The organism is Telluria aromaticivorans, from assembly GCF_013003915.1.
Lineage (GTDB): Bacteria > Pseudomonadota > Gammaproteobacteria > Burkholderiales > Burkholderiaceae_D > Telluria > Telluria aromaticivorans.
The window spans coordinates 178,232-200,083 of sequence record NZ_JABAIV010000002.1 but is presented as its reverse complement, the minus strand read 5'-3'; the positions used below and the strand labels follow the sequence as shown (position 1 = coordinate 200,083).

Sequence of the window (21,852 nt, the reverse complement as noted above, 5' to 3'; positions counted from 1 at the left end):
GGCTCAACCGATTTCGCCGCCTCAAGGTCGGCCACGAGTGTCGAGCCAACATTCATTATGCCGTTCTTTCGCTAGCGGATTCTCATCTGTTGGAGGGGCAATACCCGTCATACGCTAGCGAATCGACGTGAACAGTAAGATTGGAACGATACTCGTCAGGAGCAGCAATGGAATTCCGAAGTATAGGAAGAAACAGTGAGCACTTCCTTCGCGCGATGCTGAAGCTCAGCAGTTCCGCAATCCTGATCACTGATGCAAAGGGTATTGATAATCCGATCGTCTTCGTGAACCCCGCTTTCGAAATCTACACTGGTTACCGCGCTGATGAAGTTCTTGGGCGCAATTGCCGACTTCTTCAGCAAAACGACCGGGAGCAACCTGGCCGCGCAGTCCTTTCTGAAGCGATCCGCACGGGCACCTCGTGCGAGGCAATCTTCCGGAACTATCGCAAAAATGGTCAACTATTCTGGACTCATCTTTACATGTTTCCGGTTACCGATGAGCTTGGCGACGTCACCCATTTCGTTGGCATTCAACATGACATCACCGCAAGGCGTAAGGCCGAGCATGAAGTCACGCGAGCCAACGCGCAGGTGGCGTCAATCCTAAGCAGGATCACCGAAGGCTGTATTTCGGTCGACCATAATTGGAACATTACCTATATAAATGCTCAGGCTGGCGTTTGGCTCGACAGGCGGCCTACCGACCTTGTCGGCAAAAACTTATGGGATGAATTTCCCCAAGCAGTAGGTTCGGTGTTCCATGAGACATACCAGCGTGTGATGCGCACTCAGCAGTTTGGTCATTGTGAGGCGTTCTACGCACCCGTTGGGCGCTGGCTTGAAGCTAGAACATATCCATCGGAAGAGGGATTGAGGATATTTTTCATAGACATTTCGCACCGCAAAGAATATGAGTTTGCGCTCGTATATGCGGCTACCCATGACGCTCTCACAGGTTTGCCTAACCGCACCGCTTGTCTCAGAACGCTTACTCGTCGGCTTCACACTAATAGCGCGTCAGGAGATGAGGTAGCGGCCATCTTCATCGATCTAGATCGCTTCAAGGAGATAAACGATGCTTTTGGCCATGCTGCCGGCGACGAGGTTCTGGTTGCAATCGGAAACCGATTACAGAAATTTTCTTCGGAGACCTGCTACCCATCCCGAAATAGCGGAGACGAGTTCGTCGTAATCGTGTCCGGCAGTGACGAGGGGCATATTCGCACTCTTGCGTCACAGCTCCTAGCCGCAATCGCAACCCCGATCGAGCTACGCGGACGCGACATTACCATCGGCGCGAGCATCGGAATTGCGCTAGCGCATGACGGCACGCAAACTGCGGACGAGTTGCTCAACCAGGCTGATACCGCAATGTATCTTACCAAGGTAAACGGCCGTCATTCACTTAGCGTTTACAACGGCGAGGCGAATAGTTGGGACATGCGGCGCCATCGTTTGCGAAACGACATGCTGCACGCAATTCAGAACGGCGAGTTTCTCTTGTATTATCAGCCACAACTTAGCCTGCGAGACAATAGCGTCGTTGGGGCAGAGGCACTGGTGAGGTGGCAGCATCCAGAATTTGGGCTACTCAGTCCCGCTGCGTTCCTTGAAATCGCCGAGGAATCGCCGCTGATTATCGAAATGGGTGCTTGGGTGTTCAATGAAGCATGTCGCCAGCTCCGTGAATGGGAGAGTAAGGGCCACTCGCTCAAGATGTCAGTCAATGTATCGGCGCGTCAACTCGCAAACCGCGACTTGCCGGAGATGCTGGCTCAAGTGACCAAGCATCACGGAATTAGTGCGGACTGCATCAAGCTCGAGGTAACGGAAAGCATGCTTGCACAGGATTTTGACGCAACATCGCAGGTTTTGGCAGCTCTTAAAATGAAGGGCTTTCGTATTGCACTCGACGATTTTGGTACCGGGTACTCAAACTTGGCTTACCTCAGCCGGCTACCTGTTACTGCCATAAAGATCGACCGTTCATTTGTTACTGCACTTGCTGTAGATGAATTGGCGTTGCCACTAATCAAAGGCATTGTTGCCTTGGCCAAGTCTCTAAACCTGCATGTCATATGTGAAGGTATCGAAACCGAAGAACAGCGTGCAGTATTGGAAGGAACAGAGTGCGACAGTATCCAGGGCTTTCTCACAGGTCGGCCGCTACCGGCAGAGATCTTCTTCGCGAGCTTTATGCATCGAGCTCCACAAAGTTAATCCACGACCCGTATTCTTCAGACAAGCAACCTGTCCATACTGTACTGTAGTGTGGGAGAACATTCAAAATACCTCATGAAAACGCGTGAGTCGGCTGCTCGCGGGCAATAGCGGAGCTCGGCGACTCGTGCAGGTCGGACCTCCGGCAATCGCACGCAAGATGGATTAGCAGTACTCTTTACTATCACGCGACGATGTCGACGAGGTCCCGCATCACATAGATTTTGCTAGGCTTATAGCATCGAATAAAACCTGCCGTCTTGTTGCGAGATTAACAAGGCCGTACACTAAGCCATTTCAGCGTCCGCAATTGGCCGAAATCGGAGCTGTCAGAAATCAGCAGCCGTCCGCTCTCGACTGTAAACTCAACCGCCAATGCTAGGCAAAATTACTTACGTTAGTGTCTACTGGTCTCGGGTATCCATCCAAGCAAATCAGTAACCCCGATATCAACGCCGAATTGCGACAATAAGGTACTCGCCTGACCCCGGTGATGTGTCTGGTGATTAAACAGGTGCAGCAGCAAGCTGCCGAAATGCTTCCGCGATTCGCCGCGCGAATTCCGGTACGAGAGCGGCTGTACCAGGTCGCCATCCGACAGCTCTGCCGCCAGCGCCTCGATGATCGCATCGAGCCGCACGCGATGTTCCCGGAGCGAATCCAGGTCATCGCTGTAGGGGTACGCAAGACCGGCAGGAGCGGCAATCCCGGCCATGGCCTGCAACGACGAAAAATCCGACGGATGCCCCATGAACCGGCGCAGCCAGATGGTGTCTCCGGCCACGATATGGTTCAGGGTGCCCAGCACCGAGCCGAAAAAGGCGCCCCGGTCCGCGCTCAACGCGTCCTTCGGCAACGCGGCCGCCGCCGCATACAGCCTGCTGTTCATGGACGCGTTATAGCTCGCCAGCAGGACGATGTCTTCCCGGGTGGGCATGCTCGCTTATCCCTCTGTTTGCGTACTCAGCGCGGCGACAGGAACGACGCCACTTCGCTCTGGAAGCGCTGCGGTTGGTCCCACATGATGAAGTGGGCGCTGTCCGGAATGCGCTTCAGGGTCAGCTGCTTGACTGGTGCATAGGCGCCCTTGTAGACGCCATCGAACTGTGCGGGCGCCAGCGGCACTGTCTTTGGCTGGACGTAGAGCACGGTGACCGGTACGCTGATCCTCGAGAGTTCGGGAATCAGGTTCGTGACGATGAGTTCACGATAGGCGCGGCCGCTGACGTCCGGGTCGCTGGTGGTGGAATCCTTGATTGCGACGGGGCGCATTGCCTCGGTGTCGATCATGCCGGCGATGGTGTCGTTGGTGCTCTTTGCCCGCTGCTCCGGCGTGGCGGCGCGCATGCCGGCGCCGATGCGGTCGGCCACGGCTTCGACCTGGCTCGGGCTCGCCCCCGGACCGGCAAAGAAAGTGCCGAGGAAGGGGAACATGTCCACGACCATCAAGCGCGACAGGCGGGTGGGATGGCGGCTGGCGAGCATCATGCCGATGGTGCCGCCCATCGAGTGGCCGATCACCGCTGGCTGCTTGAGTTCCGCCGCCTCGATGTAGCGGGCGATTTCGTCGGCGACTGGCGCAGCCACGGTTCCTTCCTTGTTGCCGGCGGCAGGCTGCCCGGCGAATCCGGAAACCTGGACCAGGTGGTAGCGGTAGCCGGGAAGCTTCTTGACGGTCGAGGCCCACACGCGCGGCGACGAATTCAGGCCGGGGATGAGCACCACGTCCGGCCCGGTGCCCTCGGTGCGCACGGTAATGCGCTCCGAGGAAAACGGCGCGGCCATCGCGCAGGTCAGTGGAAGTGCTGCCAGAACTGCTACTGCGCGCGCCGTAAAGCGGCGGCGCGACATGGTCGTCGAATTCATCCTGTCTCCTGTTGGTTATGACATATTTGCTACGGATAACCAGTCAGTATATTTCTTAAAAGCCTGTCAATCTTCGCACATTCTCACCGCCCGCCGATGAGATGGCCGGTCGCGCCGCGAATGCTCGCCAGCGCGGCAACTGATCGGTACACTCGCGCCATGCCAAGAAAAACAAGTTTGCTGCAGGGCTGGCGCTCGCTGTGGGAGCTGCGCCCGGACTACGACGTGCCCCTCGCCACCCGCCTGTTCCTCGCTTCCTTCGTCGCGGTGGCGCTGGCCCTGGGGCTGATGTCCTTCGTCGCCATTTTCGGCCGGGTCGACCGGCCCGGGTGGTGGTGGGCCTCGCTGCTGCCCAATGTCGGCATCTGCCTGTGCATCGTGCACACCCTGTTCGGCGTGTTGCGCCTGGCGCCGCGCTGGCTCCCGGGGCTGCTCGTCGAGCGCATGGCCGACGTGCGCGACATCCGCGCCGGCATGGCGCTCAGTGCGCTGGCACTGGGGGCGATTATCCTCGGCATGACCATCGGTTTCACCATCGTGCCGATCCTGGTCGGCTTCGACCTGGGCGGCATGTTCATCTCGCTGCCTGCAGCCCTGACCAAGTTCGCGGTGTTCCTGCTGTTCGTGATGGGGGTTAACTGGGCGTGGTGGCGCTCGCGCCTGCGCCAGCAGCAGCTGCAACGCGAAGCGAACGAGGCGCGCCTGCGCCTGCTGCAGGGGCAGATCGAGCCGCACCTGCTGTTCAACACCCTGGCCAACATCCAGAGCCTGATGGATGCCGACCCGCCGCGCGCCAAGCGGATGCTCGAGACCTTCTCTGGCTACCTGCGCGCCGGCCTGTCCCAGCTGCGCCAGACCGACAGCAGCCTGGCGTCCGAGCTCGAGATGGTGCACAGCTACCTGTCGCTGCTCCAGATCCGCATGGAGGAGCGCCTGCGGTTCCGCATCGAGGCGAGCCCTGAGGCGCGCGCGGCGCGAATGCCGACGCTGATGCTGCAGCCGCTGGTGGAGAACGCCATTCATCACGGCCTCGAGCCGACGCTCGACGGCGGCACGGTTGTCGTCAGCGCCGAGGTGCGCGGCGGCCGCCTGGTGGTCAAGGTGGCGGACGACGGCATCGGCCTGGACACCCCGAGCCGCCGCCTGCGTCCCGGGGCCGGGATGGCGCTGGCCAACCTGCGTTCGCGCCTGCACACCCAGTACGGCGCGGGCGCAAGCCTGGTCCTGCAGGCGGGAACGGCGGGCACCGAGGCGGTACTGGAGCTGCCCTACCGTGGCGACGAGAGCGGCGCACCTGTCGCGGCCGCGGTGGCGGCATGACGCGCGCGTTGATCGCGGACGACGAGCCGCACCTGGCGCATTACCTGCGCGACCAGCTGCTGGCGCTGTGGCCCGAACTCGAGATCGTCCACCTGGCGCGCAACGGCATCGATGCCGCCGCCCGCATCGCCGAACTCGAGCCCGACCTGGCCTTCCTCGACATCCAGATGCCGGGCCTGTCCGGCCTGGAGGTGGCGCAGGGGATCGAGGGCCATACCCGGGTGGTGTTCGTGACCGCCTTCGACGAATTCGCGCTGCAGGCCTTCGAGCATGCGGCGCTCGACTACGTGCTCAAGCCGGTGAGCACGGAGCGGCTGGCGCGCACCGTGGCGCGGCTGCGTGCGGCGCGGGTTACGGTGCCTGGTTCCGCGCCGGATGCCGATACCTCGGGTCCGGCGCTGGCCAAGGTCTTGCAGCAGCTGATGGCCGCGCCGGCCCGCCCGCGGCTGCGCTACATCCTGGCCGGCCAGGGTGAACGCACGCGCCATCTCGATGTCGCCGATATCCGCTTTTTCCGCGCCGACGACAAATACACCGTGGTCGCGAGCAGCCATGGCGAATACCTGATCCGCACCACGATCACCGACCTGGCCGCGCAGCTGGACCCGGACGGGTTCTGGCAGGTGCACCGTTCCACCGTGGTCAACCTGGCCTGGCTGGAGGGCACCCGGCGCGACGAGGCAAGCCGCCTGTTCCTGCGCATGCGCGGCCATGCCGACGAGCTGCCGGTCAGCCGGGCCTTTGTCCACCTGTTCAAGGCGATGTAGCCGGTACTGGGAGCTTGCCATTCGTCGCGTGTGCCGTCGATCCGTCGCAATGCGGGTGCGCCGGGATCGCGCGGCGGCGATGCTGGCGTTTTCGTTATGGAGACGCCCATGTTCAAGCCTGCACTGATCCTGTCCACCTTCTGCCTGTCCTTGCTTGGTGCTCCGGGCGAGGCCTGCGCCGCTGCACCCGCACCTGTCGTCGACACGATCGGCGGGCGCCAGGTCGAGTCCCTGACGATCCGCCATCCCGCGTCGAAGGACGTGGTGGTGTTTGAAGGCGGTTCGCGCAATACGATCGACAAGTGGGGCACGGTGCCGGAACAGCTCGGGCTGGACGCCACCGTCTTCGCCTATAACCGTCCCGGCTATGGCAACAGCTCCGTCGCCGCCACGCCGCGCGACGGCCGCACCATTGTCGAGGAGCTGCGCGAGGTCCTGCGCCACAAGGGCCTGCGCCCGCCCTATGTGCTGGTTGGCCATTCGCTCGGCGGCCTGTACATGCAGCTGTTCGCGCGCGCCTATCCGGAAGAAGTAAAGGGCCTGGTGCTGGTCGACTCGCTGTATCCGCGCATGGTCAAGCCGGTGGAGGAGTTTCCGCTGTGGTCGCGCCTGGCCGGGCAGCTGGGATTTTCGCGCTCGGTCTGGCGCGAAATCGAAAAGATCGACGAGACCGGCGACATGGTACTTGGCATGAAAGGCATCGACGACAAGCCGATCGTGCGCCTGGTTAACCGGCCGACTTCCTCGACTGCCGTTGCAGTGGATTTTGGTGCCTTCCGGATGGACGAGGACACACGCAAGCAGGTGCGCGCGCTCTATCCGAAGGCGAAAATCGTCGTCGCCGATTCCAGCCACCAGATGGCGCTGACCTCGCCGGAGATCGTGAAGGCGGCGATCCAGCAGGTGATCTCGGCTGCCGGCAAGCAGTCCGTGGCGGTGCGCTGATGCCCGGGATTGTTATCCCGGCGTGGGGATCGGTGCAACCGGCGCCGGTGTCGATGCCGATACAGGCGCCGGCTGCGCCGGCCGCTGCGCTCCGGCGCGCGGCACCGCGCGCCCGGCTTCGATCCCCTGGTTGAACAGGTTCACGATCGGCATGCCGAGGTAGGGCAGGGTCAGGCTCAGGGTCAGGAAGCCCACGCCCAGCGTCACCGGGAAGCCGATACCGAAGATGTTCAGCTGCGGCGCGGCGCGCGTCAGGATGCCGAGCGCCACGTTGGTGATCAGGAGGGCGGCGACGATCGGCAGCGACAGCTGCAGGCCGGCCGAGAAAATGCGGCCGCCCCAGCGCGCCAGTTCCAGCGGGGCGTTGCCCGAGAACGGGGTGCTGGCGATCGGCAGGGTGACGAAGCTTTCGGCCAGTGCGGCCAGCAGCACCAGGTGGGCGTTCACGGCCAGGAAGGCCATGGTCGCCACCAGCGCCAGGAACTGGCCGACCGCCGACGAGCGGCCGCGCGAATTCGGGTCGAAGAACATGGCGAAGCCCAGGCCCATGGTCATGCTGGCGACCTCGCCGGCGTACTCGATGGCGGCGAACACGATGCGCATCGCGAAGCCCATGGCCACGCCGATCAGGAGTTCCTTCACCAGGATCAGCAGGCCGGCCCACGAGCTCGGGTCGAGCGCCGGCACTTCGGGGACGGTGGGGGCGATGACGGCGGCCAGCAGCACGCCCAGGCCCACCTTGATCGACATCGGCACGGCCGTATTGCCGAACAGCGGCGCCGAGGCGACCAGGCCGAGGATACGCGTGAGCGGCCAGAGCAGCCCTGCGATCCAGGCATTCATCTCGCCCGTGGTCAGGCTCAGCATCGGCGCAAGGTCCCCTTAGCCGATCATGCCGGGGATGCCGGTAAAGACCTGGCGCATGTAGTCGAGCATCACCGACAGCATCCAGGGGCCAGCCACCACCAGCGCAACGAAGATGCCAACCAGTTTCGGGATAAAGGAGAGCGTGGCTTCATTGATCTGGGTCGCGGCCTGGAAGATGCTGATGATCAGGCCGATGATCAGTGCCACCAGCAGCAGCGGGGCGGACACCATCAGCGTGACTTCCATCGCGTTGCGGCCCATCGTCATGACTGTTTCGGGAGTCATGCGGGCCTCCTAGTAGAAGCTCTGGGACAGTGAGCCCAGCAGCAGTTGCCAGCCATCGACCAGCACGAACAGCATCAGCTTGAAGGGCAGCGATATCACGGCCGGCGACATCATCATCATACCCATCGCCATCAGCACCGAGGCCACCACCATGTCGATGATCAGGAAGGGGATGAAGATGGCGAAGCCGATCTGGAAGGCGGTCTTGAGTTCACTGGTGACGAAAGCCGGGATCAGGACCCGCAGCGGGATGTCTTCAGGGCCCTGCAGGGCCGGCGAGCGCGAGATCTTCACGAACAGGGCGAGGTCCGACTGGCGGGTCTGCTTGATCATGAATTCCTTCAGCGGCACCACGCCCTTGTCGAGCGCTTCGCTCATCTCCATCCGGTTCTCCTGCAGCGGCAGGTAGGCCTCGGTGTAGATGCGGTCGAAAGTAGGGCCCATCACGAAGAAGGTCAGGAACAGGGCCAGGCCCACCATCACCTGGTTGGGTGGCGCGGTCTGGGTGCCGAGCGCCTGGCGCAGCAGCGACAGCACGATGATGATGCGGGTGAAGGCAGTCATCATCAAGAGCGCGGCGGGCAGGAAAGTCAGCGCCGTCATTAGGATCAGCGTCTGGACCGGCAGCGAGAAGGCAGTGCCGCCGCCCGGGGCGGGGCGCGAGGTGAAGGCCGGGATGCCGGACTGGGCGAAGGCGGCGAGCGGCAGCAGCGCCAGTCCCGCCAGTCCCACCCACAGCAGGAGTCGTTTATTTCGCATTGCGTTTGTCTATCGTGTTCTTGAGCCAGTCGCCGAAGCTGGCGGCCGGCGTCGTGTGCGCGGCGAGTTGCGCATCATGTCCCTGCGCGCCTTCCTGGCGCGGCATGGTGGCCAGCGCATTCACGCGGCCGGGCGAGGCGCCGACGACGATCCACTGGTCGCCGACTTCGACCACCATGATCCGTTCGCGGCCGCCGATATTCAGGGCGCCCACCAGCTTGAGGTTCGCGCTCGCGCCCATCATGCCGCGCGGGCCGAAGCGCTTCAGTACCCAGGCCATGCCGAGCAGGAGCGCGAGCACCAGCACCAGGGCCAGGATGGTCTGCAGCAGGCTGCCGGCGCCGGGCGTGGCCGAGCCGGGCATGACCACTTGCGGCGGACGCTGGCCGGGAGCCGGCGTGGCGGCGGGGGCGGTGGTGGTCGCGGCAGGGGTGTCGGCAGCAGCAGGGACCGCTGGCGTCGCGGTGGTCGGGGCATCCGGGCCCGGGCCTTGTACCGGCGTCGAGATCGGGCCGGATGGTGCAGGGCGTGCCGGGGTGGCCGGGCGTCCGGCCGTGGTGGCGCCGCGGGGCAGGGGTTGGGTTTCGACGGAGGCGGGAGGCGTGACTGGAATGGGCGCGGTGACTTCTTGAGCAGTCGGTGCAACGCGGGGGGCAGGCTGTGACGCAACTGCCGGCGCTGCTGCAGGCGCGCTGACCTGTTGCTGGGCCGCCGGCGTTTGATCGGCGCCCACCGGCGCCGCGCACGCTGACAAGGGCAGCAACAGCGCCGCTGCCGCAACCCGTAGCGTGGGCAGGTTCCCTGCCCACGCGGTGATAGTTAGCGGCGGCATAAACGCACGGGCAGATCTGGCCAAGATTGAACGCGCGGGCGCAAAACAGTCCACTGGACTGTTTTGCCCCGCCCGCCCTACAACGTCGTCCGCCACCGGTCGCACAGCAGGATTGAGAGAATGCGGTGAAGCGACGTTGCGAGAGGTCATTTATTCAGTTTTCTGATCCGTTCCGATGGCGTAATAATATCAGTGAGACGGATACCAAACTTGTCGTTCACGACGACGACCTCGCCCTGGGCGATCAGGCAGCCGTTGACGAGCACGTCCATCGGCTCGCCGGCCAGGCCGTCGAGCTCGACCACGGAACCTTGCGCCAGTTGCAGCAGGTTCTTGATCGCGATCTTGGTGCGGCCAAGTTCGACCGTCAGCTGGACCGGGATGTCGAGGATGAAGTCGATATCGTTGGGCGTCTCGTTGCGCGTGCCCTTGTTCGAGAAATCCTTGAACACGGCAGCGGTCGGCGCGCTTGCTGCTTGCTGCTGCTGGCGTTCGAGCGCCGCCGCTTCGGCTGCGGCCTGCTCGGCAATCGCCGCGCCCCAATCGTCGAGGCCGTCCTGGTCATCCTGGGTATCAGACATCTTGCTCTCCTGTTGCCGGCACGCCGCCGGTCAATTCATTACGTGCTGCTATTAATTGCTGCCGCTATTGATGACTGCAATATCTTAGTGTTATTTGTTGAAGCTGTCGCTGTTGGCCAGCAGTTTCTCTACCTTCAGCGAATACTGGCCATTGAAGACGCCATAGCTGCATTCCATCACCGGCACGCCGTCTACCGTGGCCTGCAGGGTTTCCGGCACCGAGATCGGGATGACGTCGCCGATCTTCATGTTCAGGATCTCGTCGAAGTTGGCGCGGCCTTCGCCCAGCACCGCCACCAGCTCGACTTCGGCGACCTGGATCTGCTGCGTCATCAGGCGCACCCAGCGTTTGTCGACTTCCAGCGCCTCGCCCTGCAGGCTCGAGGTCAGCGCATCGCGGATCGGCTCGATCATCGAATACGGCATGCAGAAGTGGATCTGGCCCGACACCGAACCGAGTTCGATGGTGAAGGTGCACGACACCACGACCTCGTTCGGGGTCGCGATGTTGGCGAACTGCGTGTTCATCTCGGAACGGATGTATTCGAACTCGACCGGATACACCGGTTCCCACGACTTGCCGTAGGCCTCGAACACGATGTCCAGGATGCGCAGGATGATGCGCTGCTCGGTCTGGGTAAAGTCGCGGCCTTCCACGCGGGTGTGGAAGCGGCCGTCGCCGCCGAACAAATTGTCCACCAGCAGGAACACGAGGCCCGGGTCGAACACCATTAGCGCCGTGCCGCGCAGCGGCTTCATGTGGATCAGGTTCAGGTTGGTCGGGACCACCAGGTTGCGGATGAACTCGCTGTACTTCGAGACCCGCACCGAGCCGACCGACACTTCCGCGCTGCGGCGCAGGAAGTTGAACAGGCCCACCCGCAAATACCTGGCGAAACGCTCGTTGATGATCTCGAGCGTCGGCATGCGGCCGCGGACGATCCGCTCCTGCGTCGCCAGGTTATAGGTGCGTACCCCCGAGGTGTCTTCAGGCGCGGCAATGTCGTCCTGGTCGCCGTTGACCCCCTTGAGGAGGGCATCGACTTCTTCCTGGGAGAGGAAATTATCGGCCATGGTACGTCAAGCCTACTGGATGATAAACGAGGTAAATAGTACGTCCGTTACTTCCTGCTCGTCGCCTTCTTTCTCGAAGGGCTCGCGGATGATGGCCTGGATCTCGGCGGCGAGCTGCTGCTTGCCCTGCACGGTGCTGATTTCCGACGCCTTCTTGCCCGACAGGAGCAGCAGCACGCGGTTGCGCACGATCGCCATGTTGTCCTTGATCAGGGTGCCCTGTTCGGTGCCCTCGACCTGCAGCGTGAACTGCACCTGCAGGTATTGCTCGCCGTTTTCCGGCTGCAGGTTGACGGTGAACTGCTCGACCGGCACGTATTCGGGCTTGACCCCGGATTCTTTCTTTTTCTTCTTCTTGTCATCCTTGGCAGTGGCGCTTGCAGCCTCGTCGCCGCCCGCACTCAGGAAATACCAGCCCGCAGCGCCGCCGCCGCCGAGCAGCAGCACGGCCGCCACGGCAATGACGATCAGCTTTTTCTTGGAGCCGGCCGGAACTACGACGGCTGCGTCTGCTTTCGGGTCGGCCTTCATTTTCGGATTCGCTTTCAAGATGCCTCTTTACTGCCTAAAAGAATGGGTGCGTCATTATGGCATTATCGGTGGGAAGGGTAGGCCGGCAAGCCCCGAAAAGAGGGGATAACGGGCGGCAATCCCGGCGATAGTTGCTCGTAGGGTGGGCGGGTCTCCCGCCCGCGCGTTCAAATCACGTCAATGAACTCGCTCCGTGGGTTCGGCCGGGTTCGTTGAACGCGCGGGCGGCGAAGCCGCCCACCCTACGGCTTACGCAAACGTATCGACCATGCCATTGTCGCCGAGCATCACGGTCCGTGTAGCCGGGCGAGCACTGGCGTCATCGGCGGCAGCGAGCGTGCCGCCATTGTCGACGCCTGCACGGCCATTGCCATTCCCATTGCGCCGCTCGCCATCCTGGGCCTGCCGCTGTTCCTGCGTCCCCGCATCCACCGTCGCGTTACCCAGCATGATGCCGCTCTCGCTCATCATCTCGCGCAGGCGCGGAAGGGCGTTTTCGAGGGCCTGGCGCACTTGCAGTTCATTCGAGGAGAAGGCCACGCTGGTGCCTTCGTTGCTCACGTTCAGCACCACCTGCACCGGGCCGAGGTCCGGCGGGTTGAGCGTCAGGGTCGCGGCCTGCTCCTTGCCGACCATGTAGACGATGCGCTGGCTGACCTGGTTGTCCCAGGCCTGGGTGCCGACGCGCGCCGGGATGCGGTCGGCCGGCACGGCAGCCGGGGCCAGTGCCTCGAGCTTCGCGGCCTGGGCCTGCAGCTGGGTGGCGGCCGGGGCCGGCGCTTCGACGATGGCGGCGGCATCAACCGCAGCCTCGCGTCCGCCCTGCAGCGACTTCGGGTCGCCTTGCACGGCGGCCTGGGCGGTCTGCTGCAGGGTGCGCAGGTCGGCGCGCAGTTCAGCCGATTCTTGCGTCGTCGGCTGCACGCCGGTGGCGAGCGAGAAGCCGGCATCACCTTCGGTGGCGGTGGCCAGGGCCGGATCGCCCGTGGTCACGGCGACTTCAAGCGTGTCGAGCTTGGCAAACGCGGACTGCAGCGCAGCCAGCTGAACGTCGGCGCCGGTGGCGGCAGCGGTGGCTTCAGCGGCTACCGGTACGGCGACGGCAGCTGCCGGCTGCGCCAGGCTGGCCATGAAGGCGAGCATGTCGGTCACCGGGCTGGCTGCGGCCTCGGCTGCGGCGACAGCGGCCGCGCTGGCCGATTCAGCGGCAGCTGCCGCGTCTTCCGTGCCCTCGGCTTTCGCAGGCGCGCCCGACTGGGCGGTTGCAGGCGCATCGGCTACGGCTTCGTTCTGTTTCGCAGGTTCGCGCGCGGCGGCCTTCGGGCCTTGCGCGGCCGGCTTCTCGGCGGCCTGCTGCCTGGCGGGCGCAGCCGGCTTGTTCGCGGAAGCAGGGCTCGGCGCCGGCATCGGTGCGCCGGTAATCTTGCTAGGTGCTTGCTGGCGCTGGGCGATTTCGCGCGACAGCGTGGCGCCGAACTGGCCCGCATTCGGCGCCTGCACGCCGGCAGCGGCATTGCGCTGCGGCTGCGCCAGCGCGTTGGCGCCGGAGACCTGGAACGGAAGGGGTGTCGTCTGCATCGTCATATGCGTTTGGGCCTAAATCGGCGGTGAATCAGCGTTGTTTGTAGCGGGCGCCACGGGCTGCGTGGTCGTCCATCAGTTTCTGGTCGCGCTTGTTCTCGATCGCCAGCGCTTCGCTTGCTGCGCGTTCGTTCAGGGTGCGGTAGGACAGGCGCTTGCGCTCGCTTTCCTGCCAGGCTTTCTTCTCGGTATCCGCCTTGTACTGCGCATGCTTGATCACTTCGCGCTGGCCTTGAATAGCGTTGTCCAGCTTGCCGATGAAGGCCACGAAGTTCTGGTACGAGAACGGGGTGATGCCTGCCATCTGCGCCGCGTCGAGCTTGCGCACGTATTCGTCGCGGTAGCCGTCCAGCATCACCAGCTTCTGCTCGCCTTCCTCGACCGCCTTCAGGGCCGCACCGAGTCGCTTGGCAATCGCGTCGGAGTCGCGCTGCGCAAGGTCGATCAGGGTAGTTAATGCGGATGCTTGGGCCATAAAGGTTCACAATTAATGAGCACAGTATAGTTCCGCCCGGCATCCTTTCATCTTTAGAATAGAGAGGTCAATTGCCCCAAACTCTCCAGCATGGTGGCGTTGTCGTGGATTTCCTGGCACAGGAAATTTTCGATCTGGTCATTCTTGGCGATGGCCTGGTCGAGCACCGGGTCGCTGCCGGCGGCGTAGGCGCCGACGCTGATCAGGTCGCGCGAGCGCTGGAAGCGCGAGTACAGCTGCTTGAGCTTGCGTGCGGCCAGCTGGTGCTCGTGGGTGGTGATGCCGTGCATGGCGCGCGAGATCGACTGTTCGATGTCGATCGCCGGATAGTGGCCGGCCTCGGCCAGGTGGCGGTTCAGCACGATGTGGCCGTCCAGGATACCGCGCGCCGCATCGGCGATCGGATCCTGCTGGTCATCGCCCTCGGACAGCACGGTATAAAAGGCCGTGATCGACCCGCCGCCCTCCAGCCCGTTGCCGGCGCGTTCCACCAGCACCGGCAGCTTGGCGAACACCGAAGGCGGATAGCCCTTGGTGGCCGGCGGCTCGCCGATCGCCAGGGCGATCTCGCGCTGCGCCATCGCGTAGCGGGTCAGCGAATCCATGATCAGCAATACGCTCTTGCCCTGGTCGCGGAAATGTTCGGCAATGGCGGTGGCATAGGCCGCGCCCTGCAGGCGCAGCAGGGGAGGGGAGTCGGCCGGCGCGGCCACCACCGCCGAGCGGGCCCGGCCTTCCGGCCCCAGGATCTGCTCGATGAATTCCTTTACCTCGCGGCCCCGTTCGCCGATCAGGCCGACCACGATCACGTCGGCCGTGGTGTAGCGCGCGATCATGCCCAGCAAGACCGATTTACCGACACCGGTACCCGCGAACAGGCCCAGGCGCTGGCCGCGGCCGACCGTCAGCATGGCATTGATCGCGCGCACGCCCACGTCCAGGGTGTCGGTGATCGGCGCGCGGTCGAGCGGATTGATCGGGCGGGCGTTCAGCGGCCCGACTTCGTCGGTGCTGAGCGGACCCTTGCCGTCGAGCGGGCGGCCGGCGCCGTCGACCACGCGGCCCAGCAGCTGCATGCCCACCGGCAGGTGGCGCGTACGGTCGCTCGGACGACGGCGCGGGTGCTGCACGCTGCCGGGTTTCGGCAGTGCCGATTCGACCGGAAACACGCGCGCGCCGGGCACCACGCCTTCGACGTCGCTCTGCGGCATCAGGAACAGGCGCTCGCCTTCGAAACCGACCACCTCGGCCTCGATGCGGGTGCCGTTGGGCATCGGGATGGTGCAGGCGCTGCCCACGGCCAGCTTCAGGCCGACGCATTCCATCACCAGGCCGGCCACGCGCGTGATGCGGCCCGAGACTTGCATGGGTTCGGCGAAGCCTACCAGCGAGTCGCAGTCTTTCAAGAACGATTTCCAGCGGGCGGTGTGGCGGTCGGCGGTGTGATTCGTCATCGGTTGATCAATGTAGGGTGGGCGGGGTTATTCATGCCGGGGGCATGGATAACAAACGCCCACGCGGTGATCGCCGAAATTAATTATGTCGCGGTGGTTCCGGCGGAGGTTGAACGCGCGGGCGGCGAAGCCGCCCACCCTACGAACCCATCCAGTCGACATTGGATTGCAGAGAGTGGGTCAACCGCCCCCAACGCGCCGCAGCCTGCGCATCGATCTGGTTGCTCGCCGTATCCACCTTGCACCCGCCACGCGCCATGCCGATATCTTCCGCAATCCGCCAGCCACCCTTGATCAGCTCCTGCCCCATGGCGTCGCGCACGATCTCGGCGTCCAGCGGGTTGAGCGTCAGCACGGCCGGCTGGGCCAGCACCGGCAGGTAGCCGATCGCTTCCTGCACCACCGGCAAAATCAGTTCGGGACGCACCTCGAACGCCGTGCGCACCATGCCGCGCGCCAGGCGCAGGGCCAGTTCCAGCACGTCGTGGGCGATGGTTTCGTCGGCCTGCACCACGGCGTCGCTGAAGGTCGCGGCAATCGAGCGCAGGTGTTCCAGCTCGGCGCTGGCTTCCAGCTGGCCGGCGGCGGCGCCGTCGGCATAGCCCTGGGCCTGGCCCGCAGCCTGGCCTTCAAGCAGGCCTTCGGCATAGCCTTCGGCGCGCGCCTGCTCGCGGATCGCTTCCAGTTCTTCAGCGGTCGGCATCGGCACGTTGCGCACGATTTCACCCGCATCCACGTTCACCGCAGGGGCGGCCGGCGCGGCCGGCGGCGCCATCGCGGCGCGGCGCGCGACCGTGCTCGGGCGCTCGTCGCCGAACGAGGTCATTTCCCAGCGCTGGTAGGCGCTTTGCTGTTCCTTAGGAATCATCAGACGAAGGAATCCTCACCTTTACCACCCAGCACGATCTGGCCTTCGTCGGACAGGCGGCGCACGATCTGCAGGATCTGCTTCTGCTGGGATTCGACCTCGGACAGGCGCACTGGACCTTTTGACTCCAGGTCTTCGCGCATCATCTCGCCCGCACGCTGCGACATGTTCTTGAAGATCTTATCGCGCAGGTCTTGCGAGGCGCCTTTCAGGGCAATGATCAGCATCTCGGACTGCACTTCGCGCAGCAGCAGCTGGATGCCACGGTCGTCGATGTCGATGATGTTATCGAACACGAACATCTCGTCCATGATCTTCTGCGCCATGTCGTTGTCGTAGTTCTTGATGTTGTCCATCACGGCCGATTCCTGCTCGCCGCTCATGAAGTTCAGGATCTCGGCAGCGGTGCGCACGCCGCCCAGCGACGATTTCTTGATGTTCTCGTTACCCGACAGCAGCTTGGTCAGCACGTCGTTCAGCTCGCGCAAGGCGGCCGGCTGCACGCCGTCGAGCGTGGCGATACGCAGCACCACGTCGTTGCGCAGGCGTTCGGTAAAGTTCGCCAGGATTTCGCAGGCCTGGTCGCGCTCGAGGTGGACCAGGATGGTGGCGATGATCTGCGGGTGCTCGTTGCGGATCAGTTCGGCCACCGACGGCGAGTCCATCCACTTCAGGCTTTCAATGCCCGAGGCGTCCTTGCCGCCCAGGATGCGGTTGAGCAGCACGGCGGCCTTGTCGTCGCCCAGCGCCTTGGTCAGCACCTGGCGGATATATTCGTCGGAATCCAGGCCCACGGTCGAATGCAGGTTGGTCTCCACGACGAAGGCTTCCAGCACCTTCACCACTTCGCCATGCTGCACGGCCTTCATTTGCGCCATTGCGCCGCCGAGTTTCAGCACTTCGCGCGGGCCCAGGAATTTCATCACTTCGGCAGCTTCCGCTTCGCCCAGGGCCAGCATCAGGATCGCTGCCTGCTGGATGCCTTCTTTATCCTTGTCACTCATTTGTACCCAACCATGCTTTGACGACGTTAGCCACGATACGTGGATCCTTGCGGGCCAGTTCCTGCGCCATCACCAGGTTGGCGCGGTAACCCTGGTTCTGGCGTTCCACTTCCTGTTCTTCCATCTCTTCCTCGACCGCCACGGCCTGGGCATCGGCGGCTTCGGTGCTTTCCGGTTCCGGTTCCGGCGGCGGCGCCGTGGCTTCATCGAACTTCTTGATCGCCGGGCGCATCAGCGGCAACAGGATACGGTAATACAGGAAACCGAGGATCGCGAACAGCAGCAGGTATTTGCCGATTTCCTTGGCCAGCGGCAGGTTGGCCGGGTCGCGCCACCAGTCGAGCTGCTGGATGGTGTCATCCGGGCGGTCGACGCCTTCGAACGGGGCATTGGTCACGTTCAGGGTGTCGCCGCGTGCCTGCGAATAGCCCATCGCCTGCTTCACCAGCTCGTTGATCTGGGCCACTTCGGCGGCGGCCAGCGGACGCACGATGATCTTGCCGGATTTCGGGTCCACGGTGCGGCGGTGGTTCACGACCACGCCCACGGTCAGGCGCTTGATGCCGCCCATCGGACGCTGCTCGTAGCGGATGGTCTTGTCGACTTCGTAATTGGTGGTGGCGTCCTTGCGCGTTGGGCCGCCAGCCGCCGCTGCGCCCGCGGCTGGCGGCTGGCCGTCGATCGGCGCGGTGGCCACGCCCGGCGGCTGGTTCGACAGCGCGCCCGGGATGCCCGAGGCGCTTGGGCCCGGCTGGCTCGACTCGGACGTCTGCTGGCTGCGGATGGCCTGCGGCTCCGGCGGCGAGTTCGGCTTGTACATCTCGGCAGCCGTATCGACCTGGGCGAAGTCGACTTCGGCGGTGGCTTCGGCGCGCACGTTGCCCTTGCCGACCAGCGGCACGATGATCGATTCGACCTGCTTGATGATGTTCTGCTGCACCTGCTCGACATACTTGAGCTGGGTTGCATCCAGGCCCTTGGCGCCCGGACCCTTGTTCGAGGTATCCGACAGCAAATTGCCGGTCTGGTCGACCACGGTAACATTCCCGACCGTCAGTTCCGGCACGCTGGAAGCGACCAGGTGGACGATGGCGCTGACCTGGCCCGGATCGAGGGCCCGGCCCGGCTGCAGGTTCAGCAGCACCGAGGCGGTCGGCTTTTGCTGGTCGCGCACGAAGACCGACGGTTTCGGCAGCGCCAGGTGGACGCGCGCGGCGCTGACCGAGCCCAGCGACTGGATCGAACGCGCCAGTTCGCCCTCCAGCGAGCGCTGGTAATTCACTTGTTCGAGGAACTGGGAGGTGCCCAGCTTCTGGTTTTCCATCAGCTCGAAACCGACGTTGCCGCCCTTCGGCAGGCCTTGCGAGGCCAGCTTCAGGCGCAAATCGTGGATCTGCTCGGCCGGGACCAGGATCGCAGTGCCGCCTTCGGAGAATTTGTATTGCACGCCCATCTGGTCGAGCGAAGCGGTAATCGCTCCGCCGTCGCGGTCGCTGTAGTTCGAGAACAGCACGCGGTATTCCGGGGCCTGGCTCCACATCCACAGCGCGATCATGATGGCAAGGACAAGCGCAATGCCGCCGCCAAGGGCGACGCGGCGCCCCATCGTGCTCTGGAAAAAGCCCTGGCGACCTGCGGCCGGGGTGTCGATCAAGTCTTCAGCAACTGCTGCCATGGTGGGTTGGTGTCCGGGATGGAGGGATTAGACGCATTATGAAGCCACAGAGCAACATTCAAACCTTGAAATAGGGGTGGAAAACCGTGCTTCTTCGAGGGAGGAACTTGGCTGCAGGCTGATATTCTGGAAGCCTGAATAAAGCGGTTGTATTTGACAGCCCTTGACCAGCAGGAGAAAGCAATGAGTATTGGCGGCATCGGCGGTATCGATCCAGGCCGGATCCAGGCGATGATGGAGCAATTGAAAGCTGCGGCGACCAAGCCGGCAGCGAGCCCGGTTGCGCCCGTCGGCCTCGGCGCACCAGGCGCCAGCCCCGCGGTTGCCAAGCTCGACTTCGCTGATGCATTGAAGACGACGCTGGAAAGCGTCAGCGCGACCCAGAAGGAGGCATCCGATTTGGGCAAGCGGTTTGCGATGGGTGATGATACCGTGAGTTTGTCCGACACCATGATCGCCATGCAGAAATCGAGCATCGCTTTCCAGAGTACGGTGCAAGTACGCAACAAACTCGTGTCAGCCTATCATGACATCATGAACATGCAGGTGTAAGGCGACTGTTTCTGCTGGCAAACTGATAGCATCGAACCGGCCGCAAGGCCGGTTGTGCATTGTGGCCTGGGCAATGCGAGACCAGTTATTGCTGTGCGATCTTTTCTTTTTCAAGGGAACCGATGCGTTGTACTTTTGTCGCCTTCTTGCTGCTGTGTTCACTGACGGCAAATGCCCAAGACCAGGCCGCTACCTTTCCCGCTGACACTGTCGCGCTAATCGATCGCGAACTTCCACACATGGACAAGGCCGTGGCCGAGAAGGACCGGGCCTGGTTCGGTCCCGCGCTCGAGCGTGCGCAAGCGGTGCTCGCGCTGTGGGAGAAGCGGCAAGGTCCCAAGGCGCAGCGCAATATCGATCAGTGCCGGGCTCTCGCTGCTGCACGCACGAGCGCGAAATAGGTTCCATGCGGTCTGGCGTGTCACCAGCCTGCCGGTCTCCCGGTTAAAATCGGCTGCCTGCAAACAGGCATGCATTGTCTCGTTCGACATGCGTCATTCCCGCCCGCGCGCGAGTGGCGAGCTCATCCTCATCCGAAAGGAACACCATGAAGTTTGCAGTTCAAGCCCTGCTCGGCGTATCGCTGCTTTCCGTCACTCCCGCCTTCGCCGCCGCGCCGGCGCCCGCAAGCCAGGCTGCGGCGATGACACCCGTCCACATCAAGGCAGTGCACGACCTGCTTGGCGCCATGCAGGCCGAAAAGGTCGTGCGCGGCGTTGCCGCCCGCAGCCGCTATCAAAGCGAAGCGCAGCGCAAGGCCGTGTTTGCCAAGCTCGACAAAACGCCGCCGGCAGTGGTGTACCAGCGCATGGCGGCGCCACTGGCGTCCGTCATTTCTGCCGATACCGCCACCGAGATGACCCGTTTCTATGGCACTCCCTACGGCAAGAAGGTCATCCATCAGAAGTACAACAGCGGCTCGCAGATCATGATGCCGGGCATGAAGCCGGTCGTCCCGCCGGAAGAAAAGAAGGAACGCAAGCGTGCTGCCTATGTTCAGGCGAGCAAGCAACTGGCGGAGGCCGAACCGGCGATCGAGCGAGAAGCGTTCAAGCTTCTGCAGATGATCAACAAGGAAAAGTAATGATGACGGTCGGTAAAGCGCATGCGGCCATGAACCCATTGACCTGTTGCTCGACTCGCTCTGCCTCGTTGGGCCGGGCAAGATGCTCGAGCACAACCTGGTGACGGCGCACGTTTGGTTGCAACATTCGAGGCGTCATACCACGTGGACGCGATGACGAACTGCTATTGCTTGCATGAGCGCGGTGAGTACATACCGAGTGATCCGGCTGATCACGATCCTTATCCGCAAGAGCGGCAGATTCGCCATCGGGCATCGCAGACATAGCTGGAAAGGCTTGGCGTGTTATGACCGCTTCGGGTCGTTTCCTGCCGTTCGTACCAACCGTGACCTCCCTCAACGGCAACCTGATATGCTGCGCCGAGCGGGCAGGTTCGGCCTGCGACAGACCTTAGCGTGAACAAGCGCGCGACCAAGATGAAAGAGTGTGAATGAGTGCCACAGAAAAAACTATGATTGCTGAGTTAGCGTTCCAGCTTGGCAAGGTGACAAGACATGCAGTCGATAACATGGACGCTAAGGCCAGCCCGGTCGAGCTGACAAAGATCGCAAATGACTTGCTGGAAGCAGGACATGAGAAAGTTGCCAACGACTTGCTCATGCTGTTCGTAGCGGGCTTTGAGGAGGGCATTCCTCCTGAACGACGAACTGATCCAGAAAGTCGCTCGTAGGCAGATCGATAGATTGTTGCTTCTGCTGTCGGCCAAATGGTGAGATTTGGTAAATAACAATGGATCCGATCTTCTGATCGAGAACAAATTAAACGCAGTCGCGGAAGGTCTGCTTTGGTCGAAAGCAGACCGCCGGACAGCCGCCGCCCGTCGAAAGCATCACGCTGTCGCTCAACGGGAAGCGGGCTCCGGATCTACCTAATCGCGGCCCCGGTCACGGCCTCGTCGACCATCATGGTGCCGTCGGTCATGCCTGTGCCCATCGCGGCGATAGTCTCCATGACGGTTGCCACCGTAGTAGCCGAGGCCAAGGTTCAGCTCCACGGGCGAACCGTAATAGCCGGAGTAGCCACTGTTCCCGTAATAGGGATCATAGCCAGAGTAGCCGGAGGGCGGCCCATACACGGCGCATCCCCCGAGCCCGGCAGCGAGCAGCAGT

The 21,852-nt window shown here is 63.1% G+C and carries 23 protein-coding genes; 7 read left to right on the top strand and 16 right to left on the bottom strand.

All coding sequences use genetic code 11. The features are described from left to right. Positions 1–167 precede the first annotated feature (167 nt). Positions 168–2,222, top strand: coding sequence for a putative bifunctional diguanylate cyclase/phosphodiesterase (locus HGB41_RS06370; RefSeq protein ID WP_171082356.1), 2,055 nt, complete (start codon positions 168–170; stop codon positions 2,220–2,222). A 397-nt stretch (positions 2,223–2,619) separates the two neighbouring features. Here the strand turns inward: HGB41_RS06370 and HGB41_RS06365 are convergent, their stop codons facing one another. Further along, positions 2,620–3,159 carry a DinB family protein gene (locus tag HGB41_RS06365; protein WP_171082354.1) on the bottom strand — a complete coding sequence of 180 codons (540 nt, stop codon included), beginning with the start codon at positions 3,157–3,159 and terminating at the stop codon, positions 2,620–2,622. Positions 3,160–3,185: 26 nt separating this feature from the next. Beyond that, positions 3,186–4,088 carry an alpha/beta fold hydrolase gene (locus HGB41_RS06360; protein ID WP_212760861.1) on the bottom strand — a complete coding sequence of 301 codons (903 nt, stop codon included), beginning with the start codon at positions 4,086–4,088 and terminating at the stop codon, positions 3,186–3,188. Positions 4,089–4,247: 159 nt separating this feature from the next. On the opposite strand from HGB41_RS06360, the gene HGB41_RS06355 reads away from it, so the two are divergent. From HGB41_RS06355 to HGB41_RS06345, 3 genes are all read left to right on the top strand, one after another. Continuing rightward, positions 4,248–5,408, top strand: coding sequence for a sensor histidine kinase (locus HGB41_RS06355; protein WP_171082352.1), 1,161 nt, complete (start codon positions 4,248–4,250; stop codon positions 5,406–5,408). Beyond that, complete coding sequence (locus HGB41_RS06350) at positions 5,405–6,175, top strand: LytR/AlgR family response regulator transcription factor (protein WP_171082350.1); 771 nt, start codon at positions 5,405–5,407, stop codon at positions 6,173–6,175. The genes HGB41_RS06355 and HGB41_RS06350 overlap by 4 nt, the downstream gene beginning before the upstream one ends. 108 nt (positions 6,176–6,283) lie before the next feature. Continuing rightward, positions 6,284–7,120: an alpha/beta fold hydrolase gene (locus tag HGB41_RS06345; protein ID WP_171082348.1), complete on the top strand. Its 837-nt coding sequence runs from the start codon at positions 6,284–6,286 to the stop codon at positions 7,118–7,120. A 12-nt stretch (positions 7,121–7,132) separates the two neighbouring features. Here the strand turns inward: HGB41_RS06345 and fliR are convergent, their stop codons facing one another. From fliR to fliF, 13 genes are all read right to left on the bottom strand, one after another. After that, positions 7,133–7,987, bottom strand: coding sequence for a flagellar biosynthetic protein FliR (fliR, locus tag HGB41_RS06340; RefSeq protein WP_171082346.1), 855 nt, complete (start codon positions 7,985–7,987; stop codon positions 7,133–7,135). A 15-nt stretch (positions 7,988–8,002) separates the two neighbouring features. Further along, positions 8,003–8,272 (bottom strand): flagellar biosynthesis protein FliQ, encoded by a 270-nt coding sequence (gene fliQ / locus HGB41_RS06335; protein WP_171082344.1) that lies wholly within the window; start codon positions 8,270–8,272, stop codon positions 8,003–8,005. A 9-nt stretch (positions 8,273–8,281) separates the two neighbouring features. Next, complete coding sequence (gene fliP, locus HGB41_RS06330; protein ID WP_171082342.1) at positions 8,282–9,031, bottom strand: flagellar type III secretion system pore protein FliP; 750 nt, start codon at positions 9,029–9,031, stop codon at positions 8,282–8,284. After that, the gene (gene fliO, locus HGB41_RS06325; protein ID WP_171082340.1) at positions 9,021–9,863 is read right to left on the bottom strand and encodes a flagellar biosynthetic protein FliO; all 843 of its coding nucleotides are present in this window, start codon (positions 9,861–9,863) and stop codon (positions 9,021–9,023) included. The genes fliP and fliO overlap by 11 nt, the downstream gene beginning before the upstream one ends. 146 nt (positions 9,864–10,009) lie before the next feature. Continuing rightward, on the bottom strand, positions 10,010–10,444 hold the full coding sequence (gene fliN / locus HGB41_RS06320) for a flagellar motor switch protein FliN (RefSeq protein ID WP_171082338.1): 435 nt from the start codon (positions 10,442–10,444) through the stop codon (positions 10,010–10,012). A 90-nt stretch (positions 10,445–10,534) separates the two neighbouring features. Next, positions 10,535–11,518 (bottom strand): flagellar motor switch protein FliM, encoded by a 984-nt coding sequence (gene fliM / locus HGB41_RS06315; protein WP_171082336.1) that lies wholly within the window; start codon positions 11,516–11,518, stop codon positions 10,535–10,537. 12 nt (positions 11,519–11,530) lie between these two features. Beyond that, positions 11,531–12,049, bottom strand: coding sequence for a flagellar basal body-associated protein FliL (gene fliL / locus HGB41_RS06310; protein WP_171083445.1), 519 nt, complete (start codon positions 12,047–12,049; stop codon positions 11,531–11,533). Positions 12,050–12,298: 249 nt separating this feature from the next. Then, positions 12,299–13,627, bottom strand: coding sequence for a flagellar hook-length control protein FliK (locus tag HGB41_RS06305; protein WP_171082333.1), 1,329 nt, complete (start codon positions 13,625–13,627; stop codon positions 12,299–12,301). Between the two features lie 34 nt (positions 13,628–13,661). Then, positions 13,662–14,105 carry a flagellar export protein FliJ gene (gene fliJ / locus HGB41_RS06300; protein ID WP_171082331.1) on the bottom strand — a complete coding sequence of 148 codons (444 nt, stop codon included), beginning with the start codon at positions 14,103–14,105 and terminating at the stop codon, positions 13,662–13,664. A gap of 53 nt (positions 14,106–14,158) precedes the next feature. Next, positions 14,159–15,559 carry a flagellar protein export ATPase FliI gene (gene fliI / locus HGB41_RS06295; RefSeq protein ID WP_171082329.1) on the bottom strand — a complete coding sequence of 467 codons (1,401 nt, stop codon included), beginning with the start codon at positions 15,557–15,559 and terminating at the stop codon, positions 14,159–14,161. A gap of 139 nt (positions 15,560–15,698) precedes the next feature. After that, a complete protein-coding gene (locus tag HGB41_RS06290; RefSeq protein ID WP_229422853.1) occupies positions 15,699–16,427 on the bottom strand; it encodes a flagellar assembly protein FliH in 729 nt (242 codons plus the stop codon). Next, positions 16,427–17,431 carry a flagellar motor switch protein FliG gene (fliG, locus tag HGB41_RS06285; protein WP_171082327.1) on the bottom strand — a complete coding sequence of 335 codons (1,005 nt, stop codon included), beginning with the start codon at positions 17,429–17,431 and terminating at the stop codon, positions 16,427–16,429. Before fliG ends, HGB41_RS06290 begins: the two co-directional genes overlap by 1 nt. Next, positions 17,424–19,106: a flagellar basal-body MS-ring/collar protein FliF gene (gene fliF, locus HGB41_RS06280; RefSeq protein WP_171082324.1), complete on the bottom strand. Its 1,683-nt coding sequence runs from the start codon at positions 19,104–19,106 to the stop codon at positions 17,424–17,426. The genes fliG and fliF overlap by 8 nt, the downstream gene beginning before the upstream one ends. A 183-nt stretch (positions 19,107–19,289) precedes the next feature. On the opposite strand from fliF, the gene fliE reads away from it, so the two are divergent. Further along, complete coding sequence (gene fliE / locus HGB41_RS06275) at positions 19,290–19,658, top strand: flagellar hook-basal body complex protein FliE (RefSeq protein WP_171082323.1); 369 nt, start codon at positions 19,290–19,292, stop codon at positions 19,656–19,658. Positions 19,659–19,873: 215 nt separating this feature from the next. Here the strand turns inward: fliE and HGB41_RS06270 are convergent, their stop codons facing one another. Next, on the bottom strand, positions 19,874–20,149 hold the full coding sequence (locus HGB41_RS06270; protein ID WP_171082321.1) for a hypothetical protein: 276 nt from the start codon (positions 20,147–20,149) through the stop codon (positions 19,874–19,876). A 56-nt stretch (positions 20,150–20,205) separates the two neighbouring features. On the opposite strand from HGB41_RS06270, the gene HGB41_RS06265 reads away from it, so the two are divergent. Both HGB41_RS06265 and HGB41_RS06260 read left to right on the top strand, forming a co-directional pair. Further along, complete coding sequence (locus HGB41_RS06265; RefSeq protein ID WP_171082319.1) at positions 20,206–20,742, top strand: hypothetical protein; 537 nt, start codon at positions 20,206–20,208, stop codon at positions 20,740–20,742. Between the two features lie 431 nt (positions 20,743–21,173). Then, complete coding sequence (locus HGB41_RS06260) at positions 21,174–21,413, top strand: hypothetical protein (RefSeq protein ID WP_229422851.1); 240 nt, start codon at positions 21,174–21,176, stop codon at positions 21,411–21,413. Positions 21,414–21,852: the final 439 nt, after the last annotated feature.